Source organism: Helicobacter suis, from assembly GCF_902196135.1.
Taxonomy (GTDB): Bacteria; Campylobacterota; Campylobacteria; order Campylobacterales; family Helicobacteraceae; genus Helicobacter; species Helicobacter suis_A.
In genome coordinates this window covers 25,183-41,135 of record NZ_CABIKE010000007.1, presented here as the reverse complement: position 1 = coordinate 41,135, position 15,953 = coordinate 25,183, and the positions used below count along the sequence as shown (strand labels likewise).

The following is a 15,953-nucleotide window of genomic DNA, read 5'->3' as shown; positions in this document are numbered from 1 at the left end:
TTTTTAAACAGGAGGTAAAAGATAGAGAGGTTGGTTATTAGTACAAAATGCAGCAGAATCAAGTACAGGGGGTAAGGACATGGGGATTTCTAATACAGACTCTAAAGCGCACAATGTAACTTGCTCTTGGGATAAAACATAATACATTTTCCCAAAGGCCTTAATCGGTGCTTGTTGGTTAAATACAAAACCTAAAGTTGAGTAGAGGGGTACAGGGTTTAAAAGCGCCCATGTGTGCATGAAAACATGGGTAAGTTTCATGGCCATGAAACTCCCCGGACCTCTAGCGTAGTATAAAGCTTGTATCTGATAACAGCGCTCTTTGATCCATTCAAGTAGCGCCTCAAAAATTTCACTCAAAGCAAAATTAGTTGGTCTAGATTCACTAAAAACATGAATCAAACGATAATCTGAGTTGTAAACACCCACATGAACAGGGCTTTGCAAAGATAAAACAAGGATAAAACACCTATGAGTTGTACTAATGATAGGCTAGCACCATTTCTGCAACAGGTTCTACACTTGGCTTGGGTTCTAAATAGATCACTTCATAGGCTTTTTTAGCAAGCACCTCATGGACTAATTTTGCATTGAGTTTATGGCTACCCATACAAGATTGGTAAGCCCCTATCATAGGCATGCCTAAAAACACCAAATCCCCCATCGCATCTAAGATTTTATGGCGTACAAATTCCTCTTCATAGCGTAACCCCTCTTTGTTAACAATGCCATGTTCATCTAGCACGATACAATTATTCAAATTCCCCCCCTTAGCCAAACCCTTGGATCGCAAATAATTCACCTCTTGTAAAAAGCCAAAAGTTCTAGCCTTAGCAATTTGTTCTCTGTAGGCGTGTTTGGAGAAAGGGAAATAATAATGCTGCTCATTAATAGCCGGGTGGGCAAAGGAAATCTTAAAATCAAAGGAAAGAGTGGGGCTTGGGCTAATCTTAGCAAACTTAGGCCCCTCTTGTACTTTTACCTCTTGAGTGATACGCATAAACGCCCTAGGTGTATCTAGCTCCATAATGCCCGCCTCGTCTAATAGCATGCAATGGGCAAGGGCAGAACCATCCATAATGGGGATTTCCTCATTATCAACAGAAATTTTTAAATTATCTATCCCGTAGGCATTAATCGCTGAAAGCAAATGTTCTACGGTAGAAATTCTAACTTGGGGATTTGAAACAGAGCCTAGCGTTGTGGCCATTGTGGTGTCTATTACATTATTGTGGTTTAAGGGAATATCTATTTTTAAATCTGAGCGGCTAAAGATAATCCCACTGCCTGCCTGCATGGGTTCTAAAACCATTTTAACCGGTACACCTTTATGTAAACCAATTCCAACTAATTCTACACTTCTTGCAATTGTTCTTTCTTTCATGCAATATCCTTTATGCTAATAGTATCGTCGACTCTAGTAATCAATTTTAATTTGTTATTCTCATTAATGCGCGCTAGTTGGGCTGTATCTAGAATTTGCCCTTGAAAGGCGATGTGTGAGGAATAGACATTTTTAAGAACCATGTAAATTCCCATGCAAATGACGATCCCCTCACATCGCCCATAAATGCTAATGTTTTGTTCAGAATGGATTTTAGCCCCGTTATTGACATTGCCTAAGAAAACTAGACTAGAATAACTATCAATCTCCTCGCCACTTCTAATATGTCTTTCAAAAATCTGGACATGGTGATCTTCTTCTAAAGAGGGTTTTAAAGGCTTTGTCTCTTTTTGCTCTTTTAACTCCAAAGCCTCATACACCACCACTTGATCGCTAGCCTTGCCCTTGAGCTCTTTGGTACTAAAACTATAGGCTAGCTGGTATTTTCGTAGCATTTCTTGTACATCAGGAGGGATAGGTTCTTTAAACAGAATTAAATAATCCTGTAAAAGTGGGGCATTTTTATGGATAAAACTCAAATATTGCTGGCTATTGGCAATATCTAATTCAAAGCAACGGACTTGTTTTTGTCTGGTCCTTAACACGCACTCTCCTTTCAATCATTTAGACTCGATCTTATATTGCGCCTCTTTGATCACATCATTTAAACTCCCTATAAAACTAGGATTCATCCACTCATTAGGATAAACAGAGACTCCTTGTATTAACAAATCAAAATGCACATGGTCAAATCTACCCGTTTTATTTTTACCACTTAGACCTAAAACACTGCTTGATTCTACAACATCTCCCTTTTTAGCCAATAATTCAGACAAACTCCCATACAAAGCATAAACACCCAGACCATAAGAGATCAAAGCACTTTTACCATAACCTTCTATTTCTTCTTCTAAAATGACGCGTCCGGTATTGCTAGCCAACACTTTAGAGTGTCTGCCAAAGAGATCTATTCCCATGTGCATGGATTGTCCGATTGGCTTACCTTTGAATGTATAAGTTCTTTTAGCACCAAAAAGAGAGAGAACACGGAATTTATTCCCCAGTGGTTTAAAAGGCTCAAACACCATTGGTCTATAAACAGAAGTATTATTCAAATCATCTTTAATGGTTTGTTTGATACTTGAGCGGGCATTGAGGCGATCAGAATTAAGGTTAAAATTTTTTAAGGCGCTTTGTTCATCTGGATATTGCTTACTCAGATCGGAGGTGTATTTTGGGTAGCGAATTTTAGTGTTTTTCATAAATTTTAGAGGTAAAGTTGTGAGGTTGTAGGCTTTATCCCTTGCTAAAATTTGGGCGTTAAAACTGCGGTGGCGCATAGACCATGGCAAAATAACGATGTAATAACCATCTTTGAGAAAAGAAAAGGCTTGAAAATCCTCATACCCATTATTCAGCCAGATTCGATCTAAATTGTCTTCTATGACTTTAAACACCACTAAAGCACTCCCGCCATAAGTAATACTGCTTGATTGGGCGATAGTTTGGATTTTAGGGGGCGTGGTGTCTAAAATGAGATCAAATTTTTTAGTGCTGGTGTTGCCACTAAAAAAGTTAGCATAACTCCAATCTCTCACACTGATTTCATAGTGCAATAAAGTTTGATCGCTAAGCTGGATAGTGGGTTTGGGTAATTCAAAGCTAAAAATTGTGGGTTCATCTAAGACGATTTGGTTTTTTTCATACACCACTAAGTGATCGCTAGTTGTGGTTTTAACATGGTAGGAGCGGATTTTAACGGGGGATTGTAGCGTAACTTGCATGCTATGTTTGAGATTCCAGTGGGTGGGATTATTAATAGTGTACTTAGTGCCCACCACTTTCATAGAAAGGGCAATATCAATGGCATTTTTTTTAGTGATGCTGTAATTATAACCCAAATACCCCGCCACTACCAGCAATAAAACAAGCATAAAACGCCACATTCAAATCTCCTCAAAAGACATAAAGCACATTCATCACCAGTAAAGTACTGCGCTTAAAGCCTGTATCTTGGCTAATAAGTGTTTGGCTATTTGTGCTACTTTTATAGGTTGCGGGAGTTTCAAAGCCTAGCCGTAAATAAGTTAAAGGGATTTTAGTCCCCACCTCAAAGCGCAGGTTGCGATTATAAGTAAAGGCTATCCCTAAATTAACCGTATAATCTACTTGTGCTAACATTTTCCATAGCGCATTAGGGCTAGTATATCCATTGGCTAATATCCCTCTAAAAGCTTTGCTACTTTGATCTCTTAACACCATTAGCCCCACCCCAAACCCCGCATATAAACCTAAAAAATGTTTTTTCTGCCGCTCTAGCGGGGCGTCAAATAAAAGATCCATGTCCAATGACCCTAAAGCATAAAAGAAAGAGCCTAGATTTTTAGAAGAGGTGTTATTGAGTTGATTAAAGCTAGCAAAACCGGGAATAAAGAGTAAATCCCCATAAACACGCGAGCCAAAATAGGGGTTAAAATACTGCTGGTAACCTAATTCTAAATTGGCCATATTAGCCGCGCTACTCAGATTTGGCAAAGTTGTGAAAATCTCCTGATTTTGCGCAATCCCTAAACTAGTGCTATTGGCCTGCTGGCTATTATAAGATTCATGGATCATCCCAAACCCATACCCGCCTCCTAAGAAAAAACCGCTCTTTTGCTTGCTAATTTTGTAATTCATGGCTTTCTTTTTTTGAGTACGCTGGCTCATTTTAGATCGTTTTTGCTGTAAAGAAGGTTTTGTTTGCTCTACTTGGTTTTGAATCTGTTCTTGCAAGGTTTTAATCTGTGCATCTAACCTTTTAGCCTCTTGTGATCTTTGTTCAGCCTCTTGGTTTGTTTTTTGTGTGGCTTCTTTTTGGATTTCTTGGGGCGTTTGTTTTAAAGGAGTGGGGTTAACATGGTTTGAATCGGTGTTGGGAGTGGTTTTAAAGATCACATCTGAATTGGTATCTTGTAACACTGGCAAGGGATTAGCCTGCATTTTTAAAAGCACAAGTACGCTTAAAAAAATTCTCATTTCATAATCCCTTAGAGCAATAAGTTATAGCTAATGTAGTAGATATTCCCACTTGCAAAAGTGTAGGAAAATGCATGGCTATATTTAACAGGGGGGATTTTAAGGGCTAATTCTATGCGGTGTCTGGTATTTAGTGTTAAGGCAACCCCTAAATTGACAATAACCCCAAATCCATTCGGGTTATTAGTTGCCTTAGGATAATCTTTATACCCATTCCAGCCCACCCCAAGACCTCCAAAAACACCCAGAGCGTATTTTTTACCGGCATCTATGGGTTTATCCATCACTAAATCTACATTCATGCTAGCTATCTGATAAAAACTACTCTGAGAGGGTTGTAGTACACTCCTAGCCACCCCTCCTAAATATTCGCCATAAAAGCGCAAACCCCCCACCTCGCTATGCCCTAAATATTTTTGATAACCCAGTTTAAGGCCATAGATAAGCGGGAAACTTTGATTAGTGATTCCATTAACCTTTAAACTTACCTCTGCTAGTACAAATCCTATAAACGCGCCACTTTTCTTTTTAGCCATTTTTTGATCCAGCATGGCCTGTTTGGTCTCATAAAGCTGGCCTCTTAGCATGTAAATTTTGAATTTTTTACGCGCTAAATCTGTGTTGTTATCTGCATTAAGATTTAAACACACGCATAAAATAAGAAGAAGGGGGGATTTAGAAAACATATTGATACCCCACATTGACAATCCCCCCCCACCAAGAAACATCTTTATTAGCCAGTAATTTAAAATCTAATTCCACGCGGTTATGCCCAAAGATAGTAAAGGCAATCCCAGTACTAGCCATCATGCCAAAAAAAGAGTTCGTGCTAACCCCCTGAGTAACCACCCCCACTCCCACGCCGATTAAAAAACCCATAGACAAATACCGCCCCACTAAAGGCAACACCGGATCAATCATTAAATCTGCATTGATCATCGCGCTTTGATAACCCACCCGCCCGATACTCGCTTGTTTAGGAATTGCCCCGATGTATTGGATATAGATTCGCCTCCCAACGATATTAGGGCGCATGGTTTTAGCAAATAAAGAGGGGCGGTAGGTTTGATAACCAAAACGCACCCCAATAGCCCATAAGTAATTTAAACTATTACTGATAATACTTTTACTGCCTGTGCTTAGTCTAATTTGGTTGTTGTAGAAAAAACCCGTGCTAAGCCCGATGATTAAACCCGTCTTTTTTTCTGCATCATTAATGTCCATGACAAGCCGCTTGATCTCTTGATCAGTGGTTGCTCCATAGAATTTAATGTATTTATAATACTTGGGGTCTAAATGTTCATAATCTATAATCTCTGCACCCCATAACCAACATAAAAACAAAAAAGGGCACAAAGCCCAATAAATCGCTTTCAAACCCAGTACTCCAACGACACCTAAAGATACTTCAATATTTCTATAGATTTAAAACCCGTGTTTTCAGGGCTATCATAGCATTTTAAAGGTAAAATCTGACCAAAAACTAGGCCCTCCAAAATGAAAAAGATCACGCTTGATTACTTGTACTTAAAAAAACACCCTAAAGAGGGAGCGCCCACTAAAATTAGCGCCATCACCGCCTACGATGCGCTCTTTGCTTCTCTTTTTGATCCTTTAGTAGATCTCATTTTAGTAGGCGATAGTTTGAATATGAGTTTTAATGGGCAAGGTGATACTTTAAGCGCACGCATGGATGCAATGCTTTATCACACAAAAGCTGTGTGTCGGGGAGTTAAACGCGCCTTTGTAGTGGCAGATATGCCCTATGGGAGTTATATAAATGCAAAACATGCTCTGAAAAATGCCCTGCGGTTTTATAAGCATAGCTTAGCCGATGCGATCAAACTTGAAGGAGGGATGCAGCGCGCAAGGGTTGTAAAAGCTTTAGTGGAGGAAGGATTAGCAGTAGTTGGGCATGTTGGGCTTACGCCTCAATCTGTACGCGGTGTGGGGGGATATAAGATTGTAGGTAAAACAGCACAGAGTGCACAGCAGGTTTTAGAGGACGCACTAGCTATAGAGGAGGCAGGGGCGCGTTTAATTGTTTTAGAGGGAGTGGTGGCTAATGTGGCGCAAAAAATTACAAACACCCTTAAAATCCCCACGATTGGCATAGGTAGCGGGGTACACTGCGATGGACAAATTTTAGTCTTTAGCGACATGCTGGGGTTTTTTACAGCCTTTAAGCCTAAATTTGTGCGTAGTTACTTAGAAGGCGCTACACTTGTACAAGAGGCTATTAAAAACTATGTAAGAGATGTACAAACGGGGAATTTTCCTAGCCCAGAGGAAAGTTATTAGTGCAGCGCGTGGTGCATTTAGAAGAATTGGAGTTTGAGGAGCAAGAAAACACCAGTTTACGGCCTAGTTTATGGGAGGAATACATAGGCCAAGAACCCCTTAAAAAACTCTTGCAAGTTTCTATTATGGCAACTAAAAAGCGCGGCGATACTCTTGATCATATTTTATTTTTTGGCCCACCGGGTTTAGGTAAAACGACTTTAAGCTATATCATCGCTAAAGAACTCAACACGCCTATTAAAGTTACAACAGCCCCTATGATTGAAAAAACCGGCGATCTAGCCGCGATTTTAACCAATCTCAAACCCAAAGAAATTCTGTTTATTGATGAAATCCACCGGCTTAGCCCGGCTATTGAAGAAGTCTTGTATCCGGCAATGGAGGATTTTAGGCTTGATATTATCATTGGCTCAAAAGCAGCCGCACAGACTATAAAAATCGATCTAGCTCCCTTTACTTTAATCGGGGCTACAACCCGCGCTGGAATGCTGAGTAACCCTTTACGCGATCGCTTTGGCATGCATTTTAGATTAGAATTTTATAGCATAGCAGAACTAAGCACCATCACCACCCAAGCAAGCCTAAAATTACATAAACCCATTGAGCCAAAAGCAAGCTTAGAGATTGCTAGCCGTTGTAGAGGTACGCCTCGTATTGCCTTGCGCTTACTTAGACGCGTACGCGATTTTGCAGATAGTGCAGGTAAAGATAGCATTGATCTAGCCACTACCCAGCTTGCCCTAGAGGCTTTGGGTGTAAATGCCTACGGTTTAGATACTCTAGATTTGCGCTACCTTGAGTTACTAGCCAATGCAAAGAATAGACCCTTAGGTTTAAGCACTCTAGCTGCTAGCATGCATGAGGATGAAAGTACTCTTGAGGAAGTGGTTGAGCCTTTTTTATTGGCTAATGGCTATTTGGAGCGCACCGCTAAAGGGCGCATCGCCACCCCTAAAACTTATGAAATTTTGAAGCTAAGACCCCCCCGGACTTCTCTTTTTTCTTAAATATCTAGGTGTTTGACATCTCTAGCGTGGGCTTGGATATAATCGCGTCGTGGTTCTACCTCATCGCCCATGAGTAAATTAAAGGCTTCATGCGCGCTTTGCTCATCTTCTAAAGATACCCGTAATAAATTGCGGTTTTGTGCAGACATTGTTGTTTCCCAAAGCTGCTCGGGATTCATTTCGCCCAAACCTTTATAACGCTGGATATAAGCCCCCTGTTTAGCCCGCTCTTCAATGCTTTCTAGAAAATCTAGCGCGTCCATATTCAGACAACTCAAGTCAAATTCTTGGATTTTTTGCACAAGGGCTTTAGCCTCTAAGAATAAAGGATCGCTAAATAAAGCCTCATCTATTAAGAGCTCTACTAAACCTGTTTTAGTTTGCACAAAGAAATGTAAACTTTGATCTAAAATCTGCTGGCTTAAAACATGGCAATGGATTTTTTCTAAAAGATCATGGATTTTTGTAGCCAAAACCTCTAAAGAAGGTTTTTGGGGGGATTCAACTAAATAGCGCAACACCTCCGGCATAAGGGGGCGTTTTTCTAATTCTTTTAACACAAATCTATAGGCGCTTAGAGTTTTAAGTAATGCTAATAGATCGCTACGGCCTATGCCCTCAATTTGCGCGCTATCAATGCCATGTTCAATGAGAAAATGGTTAAGCTCTTTTTCATCTTTGAGGTATTTTTCAATCTTCTTTTTCTTAAAGCGATAAAGGGGAGGTTGGGCGATGTAGACATGGCCATTAGCAATCAAAGGTTTTAAATAGCGGTAAAAAAAAGTCATTAAAAGGGTTTGGATATGGCTACCATCTACATCAGCATCCGTCATGATAATGATTTTATGGTAGCGCAGTTTTTCAAGATTAAATTCCTCCCCCACCCCACACCCAAAGGCTGTAATCATATTTTTAATTTCCTCAGATTTTAAAATCTTGCTTAAATGGGATTTTTCTACATTCAAAATTTTACCCCGCAAGGGTAAAATTGCTTGATAGGTGCGATCTCTGCCTTGTTTGGCCGATCCACCCGCACTATCCCCCTCTACTAAATAAATCTCTGATTCTTTAGGGTCTTTACTTTGACAATCTGCTAATTTCCCCGGCAAAGTCCCCACACTTAAATTATCTTTTTTGCGGGTGAGTTCTCTAGCCTTTTTAGCCGCTTCACGCCCCTTAGCAGCCAGTAACGCCTTTTGCATGATTGCTCTAGCCACACTAGGATTTTCCTCAAAAAATTGCGCCATTCTTTCATAAACAAGTTTAGCCACAATGGGGCGTACAAAAGAACTCCCTAGCTTAGCCTTAGTTTGCCCTTCAAACTGGGGTTCTAAAATCTTAGTTGAGACCACCGCCACCAAACCCTCTTTAATATCCTCTTGAATCACCCCTGCCTCTTTCTCCCGTGCGCTAGCATTTTGCTGGATATAATTTAAAACCGCGCGACTCAAGCCCATTCTAAAACCGGCTTCATGCGTGCCTCCCTCTGGTGTGCGGATATTATTTACAAAGCTAAACATTTGCTCAGAATAACCCTCATTATAGGCCAAAGCCACCTCTACTTCCATATCCTCAGCCTGCCCGCTAAAGGTAATCACATCAGAGAGTAAAGGGGCTTTATTAGTGTCTAAAATGAATTGTTTAAGCCCCTCCTCATAATGATAAACTTCCTCTATATTATTGGGTTGATCGCAAAAGGTGATGGTTACATTGTGGTTAAGATAGGCCATTTCTTTAAAGCGCTTTTTAAGAATTGCAGGATCAAAAACCACCACTTCCATAATGCTCTCATCGGGGAAAAATTCAATACAAGTTCCCCTTTGTTTGGTTGTTCCTGTTTGCTTAAGTGTGTCTAATGGAATGCCCTTAGCAAATTCTTGTGTATAAATTTTACCCTCCCGCTTTATAGTCATTAATAGCCTTTTAGAAAGCGCATTAACCACGCTTACTCCAACCCCATGCAGCCCTCCTGAAACTTTATAACTTTCCTTATCAAATTTTCCCCCCGCATGCAAAGTAGTTAACACCACCGTAGCTGCGGCAATGCCCTCTGTAGGGTGAATATCTACCGGAATACCCCGCCCATTATCCTCTACAATGCACGATCCATACTGGCTTAAGGTAATTTTAATATCTGTGCAAAAACCCGCCATGCTTTCATCAATGGAGTTATCCACCACTTCATAAACCATATGGTGCAAGCCATTAATATTAGTATCCCCAATATACATGCCCGGGCGTTTGCGCACCCCCTCTAAACCTTTCAATACTTTAATTTTATCGCCCATGTATGGTTGCATCGCTACCCTTTTTCTAGATTTAATGTATGCCGTGTGGGGGGATTATACTATGAAAACGCTTCAATCTACATGGGATAAAATTTTAGCGCGCATCTCCTCTATGAGTAGTTTGGTGTGTTTATCCTCTAGCATGCATTTTGTAACGGTTTTATTTGCCTTGCTCACCCCGCTATGATCTTTCATGCCTAAAAATTGGGCTAAAGCAGTGGTGGAGGCATTGGTAAGAATACGGGCTAAATAAATGATGAGTTTGCGGGCTAGCGCGACTTGTCTGTTGCGATAATTATTGCGGATATCTGAGGGTTTTAAATTAAGAGTTTTTGCCACCACTCTTAAAATTTGCTCTAAACTCACTTCTTGTAAAGACTCTTTAATCGTATCTTTTAAAACCGCTTCTACTAAAGAGAGATCAATTTGAACACCTGTAAGCATAGCAGTTGCATTAAGACGCAAAAGCGCGCCTTCAATTTGGCGGATATTTTCATTCGTGTGGCTAGCTAAATACTCCACCACCGGCGCGTCCATGCGGATATGGTTAAACTGGCATTTTTGATTGATAATAGCAATTTTAGTTTCTAGCTTGGGAGGTTGGATACTAGCAATCATGCCCATTTCAAAGCGCGAGAGTAATCTATCAGCTAAACCTTTAATATCTCTAGGGGGTTTATCTGAAGTCATCACAATCTGGCTACCTTGACTATGCAAAGCGTTAAAAGTGTGGAAAAATTCTTCTTGTACCATCTCCTTACCGCCAAAAAATTGCACATCATCAATTAGCAAATAATCACGCGTGCGGTATTTATCTTGGAATTTATCCATGCTGTGATTGCCCAGTCTAAAAACATAGTCGTTTAAAAATTGTTCGGCTGTAACATACAGCACATCTTGGAGGCGATCGCAGGCTTTATTGCCAATGGCATTTAAAATATGTGTTTTACCCAAACCCACCCCGCCAAAGAAAAGCACCGGGTTATACGATCCGCTATTTTGTGCCACTTGCGAGGCTACTTTAATGGCTAAATGGTTGCAACTCCCCACCACTAAAGTATCAAAGGTAAAAGCAGGGTTAAGAGAGGGGTTTTGGTGGGCTTGGCATAAAGGTTTTAAAGGAGGATTTTTTATTTGTTGCTCTCTTGGGAGTACCTCTACACTTACAGGATAACCTTTATAAGCCCCTATGGCGTTTTCCAAAAGCGCGCTATAACGGGTTTTGATGTAATTACACACCCAAATATTAGGGGCGTAAAACACAAAACAATCAGCCCTAGAAGCCTTTTGATCAAAACGCAAAATTTCTACATAGGTTTTAAATTCAAACTCGCTTAAATCTGCTTTAAGCGTTTCTAAAATGGCTTCTAACATGGAAAGGGGCTTTTGTTTTGCTGGGCGTGGGTAAGAGCAATAGCGATCGCATCGGTAATGTCTAAGGGTTTAATAGCGCTCTTAATCCCTAAGATTTTTTTAACCATGAAGGCTACTTGTTCTTTGCTAGCTTTTCCATGTCCGGTGATAGCCTTTTTAACCTGCAAGGGCGTGTATTCGCTAAAATGCCCCATCTCTTGTAAAATCTTTAAGCCTAAAGCCCCTCTAAATTGCGCTAGTTTAAGCACGGTCTTAGGGTTATAGGCATAAAAAATATCCTCCATGGCTACCTCAGAAATGGCATAGGTTTTTAAAATCTGCTCAAACCCGGCCACTACTTCTAAAATCTGTGCTTGTAAATGCTTAGCTTTAATATGAATAAACCCCGCTCCTACCAATTTATCCCCCTCAATAATCCCATACCCGCATTTAGAACTACCCGGATCAATGCCTAAAATCATTTTAAGATTTAAATTGGATAATTTTACTATTCAGATCGGTGGTGGCATCGCTTAAAAACTTAGTAATTTCTATAATTTGCGTGGCCTCCTTAGCAGATTTTGCATTAATTTCCTCAATGAGAACAAAATCATGCAAAATACCATCAACATCTTTTTTAGTACCAGCAACACCATCAATGGAGGCATTAACGCGCTCTATCGTGCTTGCTAAATTCTCACTCATGCTAGCAAACTGCTTTTGCACGCCTAAACTCACCCCGCTTAACTCCTCAATCTTTTTAGAATTTAAATTCATCTGATTACTCACATCATTAATTTCTTGTACAATTACCCCGATCGTTGAATTAATTTCAGCCAAACTTTTTTGGGTGCGTGCGGCTAGATTTCTCACTTCATCAGCCACTACCGCAAACCCACGCCCATGTTCGCCCGCTCTAGCTGCTTCAATGGCGGCATTGAGGGCTAATAAATTAGTTTGATCGGCAATATCATTAATGATATGCAAAATACTTTTTACACTATCTGCGTTTTTACTGAGTTGTTCTACTTTGCTAGCCAATTCTTCTTCTGTATGGGAGGCTTCTGTAACCTGTTCAAATAGATCGGTAATGGCTGTATTAGAAGTTTTAATAGAGTCTTGTACCTCTGCTAAACTTTTTTGGCTTTCTTGAGCCTCACCAACGGTCTTACTCATCACCGTGCTAATTTCTACACTTTTATCTTTGATTTGTGTGATCATTTGGGTTCTTTTACCCATGCCAGCAAGTGCGCTACTAATACTTGCGTTTAAATTTTCAGCAACACCGGTATTATCCCGGATATTAGACTTAATCGCATTGAAAAATTCTTGGATATTCTGCACAAAGTGATTAACCCCCTCGCCAATTTTACTAATCTCATCATTATTCCTAGTAATACGGATACGACGGGTTAGATCGCGATCACCTGAGCTAAAATCATGCACCCTTGCAACTAAGGTCTCAAGCCGTTTAATCGCAGCAAAATGCATAACAATGAAAGCCAAAATAATTAAAACAACCACGATACTTACAATCCAGTAAGCAAGAGTGTGGATATTCTTTAAAACTCTAGCCTCTACTTCTTTACGGGTTCTACTTGAAGCATGTAAAATATCGCTGTAATAGGTGGTAGAGACAATCACCATTTGGCTTACCGGATCATAATGGCTATAGGCTACTTTGGGCTCTGGCGTGCCACCGGCAAATTTAGGCATTTGGTAGTAAGAAAAACCCCCACCCTCATTAGCCCTCTTGATATACTCCTCCACATAATGCACCCCATCTACGCTAGAGAGTTCTAAACCACTCTTACCCACCGTGTTAGGATTGACTGGATCAAAGAGCACTATACCATTTCTATCCACAACCACCATATAAATCATGCCCTTATCGTTATTGATTTTTCCAAAAAATTCAAGCGCCCTTTTTTGGGCTTGCTCTCTTGGAAGGGCAGCATAAAAACCGGCTATACCTTGTTCTATTATAAGCGTGGCGTAGCGCAAATCTTGCTCGCGTTGCTTTGTATTGCCGCGCTTCTGGCTTTCTAAGATCGAGGAGAGTAAATTATTTTGTTCACGGGTGGCAATGTAAATAATGGAGCTTCCTAGAATAACAAAAGATAGAAAAATAATACCGGCGATTTTAATTCCAAGACTCATAACAAAACCCCAACAAGTTTAAGATTTAGATAATGCGCGCGCCATTCTAACACGATTTATTAGTGTATAGCCTAAAAGTAAAAAGGTTGGCCTAGATTACAAACTATCAAAGCCATTTTTAGTAAAAATTCTAACAAAGCGCGGGTTTTATTAATCTTGACATACTCCCCATAGCTTAAGCTAGTGGATTGAGAGGATCATAGGCTAGCGCTAGCGGCGATCTAGCGCCTCTACTCTTTAGAGTTGAGCCCTTACTCTGGCAGTTGTAGTATAAAAACCTTTAGCATGCGTCTTAATCGCTTCATCTAAAGCTTGTGGGCTTTAGCGTGCGGGTGGTAAATACACTCCCACACTCAAAGCTAGCAAAGATCATAGCCTTAATTGTTTAACTCAAAAACCCACTTAAACAAGATCAATATCTTTAGCATTGCGCACTTTGCTAAAAACTCACACCTTAATTTGTTTGATTTCATTCGCTAAAGTTGAGCAAATATCTCCAAGAGATGCATTAGCCTTTTGCACATTCTCAATATTTTTTAGTTGCGCGTTGGCTAGATCGCTAATCCTTTTAATTTCTGAGTCAACATCTTGGCTATCATGCATGATGATTTGTAAGCGCTTGGTGTTTTCATGGATGTCGGCTACAACTGCTAAAACATCTGATGAACTTTGTTGGATACTGCTTTGCATTTTAAAAACTAGCTCAGAGGTTTTTAGCAGATTTTGGGCATTAACACCTAAGTTTTTATTAATATCACCCACACTTTGTACCACTTGATTAATGACACTATCAATTTCACTCAGGCTTTTTTGGGTTTTTTCGGCTAACTTTCTGACTTCATCAGCCACCACCGCAAACCCGCGCCCATGCTCGCCCGCGCGTGCGGCTTCAATTGCTGCATTGAGGGCAAGTAAGTTAGTTTGATCGGCAATATCATTGATAATCACTAAAACCTTTTTAATATCATCGGTACTTTTTGTTGTTTCCTCTAGTTTATGCGAGCATTCTAAACTCTGCGTGGCGTTATGCTCTGCATGCTTACCTAAATCTTTGATCTCTTCAATCATTTTTTCCAATTGTGTGCTTGCTTGATTTAACCTTTCAACATTGCTATTTGCCCTCTTTGTATTATCTAAAGCCTCTTCTACGCTATGTTTACTAACCTCAGTAGATTTTTGCACCGCCCCTACAATTTCATCAACCCCCTCTTGCATCATTTTTATCTCTGTATACAAAGTAGCAGAAAACTCCCTTTGGCTACCAACTATACTCTTAAAATGGCTGATGATTCGCCACATATTCTCTATAAAGGTGTTAATATTACGCGTGATAATAACAATGTCATCTCGCTGACTCTGGCTTTTACAGGGTAGTCGTTTGGTTAAATCTCTATCGCCTAGTATTAAATCAGAACTTAAATGTCTTAAGTGATCTAAGGGGCGCATTAAATAATAAATCCAAACAAGAATAATCCCCAAAGTAAAAAAGAGTCCTAAAAGAGAGATTACAATCATGAGTAGGCGCAATTTTGAAATATCTTTAAACGCAACTGAAACAGGGATACGGGCTATGGCTTTCCAGTTATACTCAGGTACCGTAGTGTGCACAATTAAAAAACTTTCCTGGTGTTTTGCCCCGAAACTATACAAAATCCCCTCTTTGATACTTAAAATTTTAGAAGCAACGCTTTTAAGAGGGGAATTTTCATCTGCAATATTAGAACCACTTTTTAGCACACTAGACCCAAGAACAAGCCCATGGGCATCAATAAATTCCAATTCCTCACCCTGTTTACTACTCAAATGTTTAGCATGGGTTTGAAAAAATTCAATGGGAATATCCACCCCTAACGCACCTATAAATTTTGAGTTTACAATTAAAGGTGCGCTATAAGAAATCACTAATCTACCGCTATAGGCATCTTTAAAGACTCTAGAAAGCACCGTTTTTCTCTGTGTACGCGCTTGTTGATACCAAAAGCGCACTCTAGGATCATATCCTTTTGGAGGGGGACCCATACCACTGCTAGTATACATTTGGCCATTTTCTGTCCCCACAAAAGCTTGCAAACCCCCTAAACTTTCCGTTAGATAATCTAATTCCTTAGTAAGGGTTTGTTTATTATTGTTTGTTTCTGACCAGTTTAAAACTACAAATCTTGCACCCACATTAAAGATTCTAGAGATATTATGTTCCCAAGAGGCAACCCAATCTGTATTGGCTTTAGCCAATGAAAATAGAGCAGTTTCAGCATCATGCATCATAGTCCTACGCATAAATCGTTCTACAAACATGGCAAAAGTTACAAAACTAACAATCAAAATACCAACCAGCATCCAAGAGATCTTTTCCTTAAACCCCATTAACACCCCACATATCGTTATTTAATAGCAAGTTACTATCATAACTTACCTTACATTAACAGAAGTATTTTTTAGCTA

14 protein-coding genes are annotated in these 15,953 nt (G+C 39.9%); 2 read left to right on the top strand and 12 right to left on the bottom strand.

The genetic code is table 11. From position 1 onward, the window contains the following. Positions 1 to 3 precede the first annotated feature (3 nt). Genes G6Q06_RS05215 through G6Q06_RS05185 form a run of 7 tightly spaced genes read right to left on the bottom strand, consistent with a single transcriptional unit; the run spans position 4 to position 5,785 of the window. Entirely contained in the window at positions 4 to 429 is a 426-nt protein-coding gene (locus tag G6Q06_RS05215; protein WP_240329256.1) for a hypothetical protein, read from the bottom strand. A gap of 52 nt (positions 430 to 481) precedes the next feature. Further along, entirely contained in the window at positions 482 to 1,384 is a 903-nt protein-coding gene (gene lpxC, locus G6Q06_RS05210) for a UDP-3-O-acyl-N-acetylglucosamine deacetylase (protein WP_163535049.1), read from the bottom strand. After that, positions 1,381 to 1,989, bottom strand: a complete 609-nt coding sequence (locus G6Q06_RS05205) for a septum site-determining protein MinC (RefSeq protein ID WP_240329254.1) — start codon at positions 1,987 to 1,989, stop codon at positions 1,381 to 1,383. The genes lpxC and G6Q06_RS05205 overlap by 4 nt, the downstream gene beginning before the upstream one ends. 15 nt (positions 1,990 to 2,004) lie before the next feature. After that, the gene (locus tag G6Q06_RS05200) at positions 2,005 to 3,330 is read right to left on the bottom strand and encodes a M23 family metallopeptidase (protein ID WP_163565922.1); all 1,326 of its coding nucleotides are present in this window, start codon (positions 3,328 to 3,330) and stop codon (positions 2,005 to 2,007) included. Between the two features lie 10 nt (positions 3,331 to 3,340). Continuing rightward, positions 3,341 to 4,402: an outer membrane beta-barrel protein gene (locus G6Q06_RS05195; RefSeq protein ID WP_240329252.1), complete on the bottom strand. Its 1,062-nt coding sequence runs from the start codon at positions 4,400 to 4,402 to the stop codon at positions 3,341 to 3,343. A gap of 11 nt (positions 4,403 to 4,413) precedes the next feature. Beyond that, positions 4,414 to 5,103 (bottom strand): outer membrane beta-barrel protein, encoded by a 690-nt coding sequence (locus G6Q06_RS05190; RefSeq protein ID WP_240329251.1) that lies wholly within the window; start codon positions 5,101 to 5,103, stop codon positions 4,414 to 4,416. Continuing rightward, entirely contained in the window at positions 5,078 to 5,785 is a 708-nt protein-coding gene (locus tag G6Q06_RS05185) for a hypothetical protein (RefSeq protein WP_430666685.1), read from the bottom strand. The genes G6Q06_RS05190 and G6Q06_RS05185 overlap by 26 nt, the downstream gene beginning before the upstream one ends. 114 nt (positions 5,786 to 5,899) lie before the next feature. Between G6Q06_RS05185 and panB the strand changes: the two genes are divergently transcribed. Next, a complete protein-coding gene (gene panB / locus G6Q06_RS05180) occupies positions 5,900 to 6,703 on the top strand; it encodes a 3-methyl-2-oxobutanoate hydroxymethyltransferase (protein ID WP_163565921.1) in 804 nt (267 codons plus the stop codon). Beyond that, a complete protein-coding gene (ruvB, locus tag G6Q06_RS05175; protein ID WP_163565920.1) occupies positions 6,703 to 7,710 on the top strand; it encodes a Holliday junction branch migration DNA helicase RuvB in 1,008 nt (335 codons plus the stop codon). Before panB ends, ruvB begins: the two co-directional genes overlap by 1 nt. On the opposite strand, the gene gyrB is transcribed toward ruvB, so the two are convergent. The 5 genes from gyrB to G6Q06_RS05150 form a co-directional block, all read right to left on the bottom strand. Further along, positions 7,707 to 10,010 carry a DNA topoisomerase (ATP-hydrolyzing) subunit B gene (gene gyrB / locus G6Q06_RS05170; RefSeq protein WP_163565919.1) on the bottom strand — a complete coding sequence of 768 codons (2,304 nt, stop codon included), beginning with the start codon at positions 10,008 to 10,010 and terminating at the stop codon, positions 7,707 to 7,709. The two genes, ruvB and gyrB, sit on opposite strands and share 4 nt — an antisense overlap. A 60-nt stretch (positions 10,011 to 10,070) precedes the next feature. Beyond that, positions 10,071 to 11,372, bottom strand: a complete 1,302-nt coding sequence (gene dnaA, locus G6Q06_RS05165) for a chromosomal replication initiator protein DnaA (RefSeq protein WP_163565918.1) — start codon at positions 11,370 to 11,372, stop codon at positions 10,071 to 10,073. Beyond that, a complete protein-coding gene (ruvC, locus tag G6Q06_RS05160; RefSeq protein WP_205435897.1) occupies positions 11,366 to 11,833 on the bottom strand; it encodes a crossover junction endodeoxyribonuclease RuvC in 468 nt (155 codons plus the stop codon). The genes dnaA and ruvC overlap by 7 nt, the downstream gene beginning before the upstream one ends. Position 11,834: 1 nt before the next feature. After that, positions 11,835 to 13,511, bottom strand: coding sequence for a methyl-accepting chemotaxis protein (locus tag G6Q06_RS05155; RefSeq protein ID WP_163565917.1), 1,677 nt, complete (start codon positions 13,509 to 13,511; stop codon positions 11,835 to 11,837). 447 nt (positions 13,512 to 13,958) lie between these two features. Further along, positions 13,959 to 15,848, bottom strand: coding sequence for a methyl-accepting chemotaxis protein (locus G6Q06_RS05150; RefSeq protein ID WP_163565916.1), 1,890 nt, complete (start codon positions 15,846 to 15,848; stop codon positions 13,959 to 13,961). Between the last annotated feature and the right edge of the window lie 105 nt (positions 15,849 to 15,953).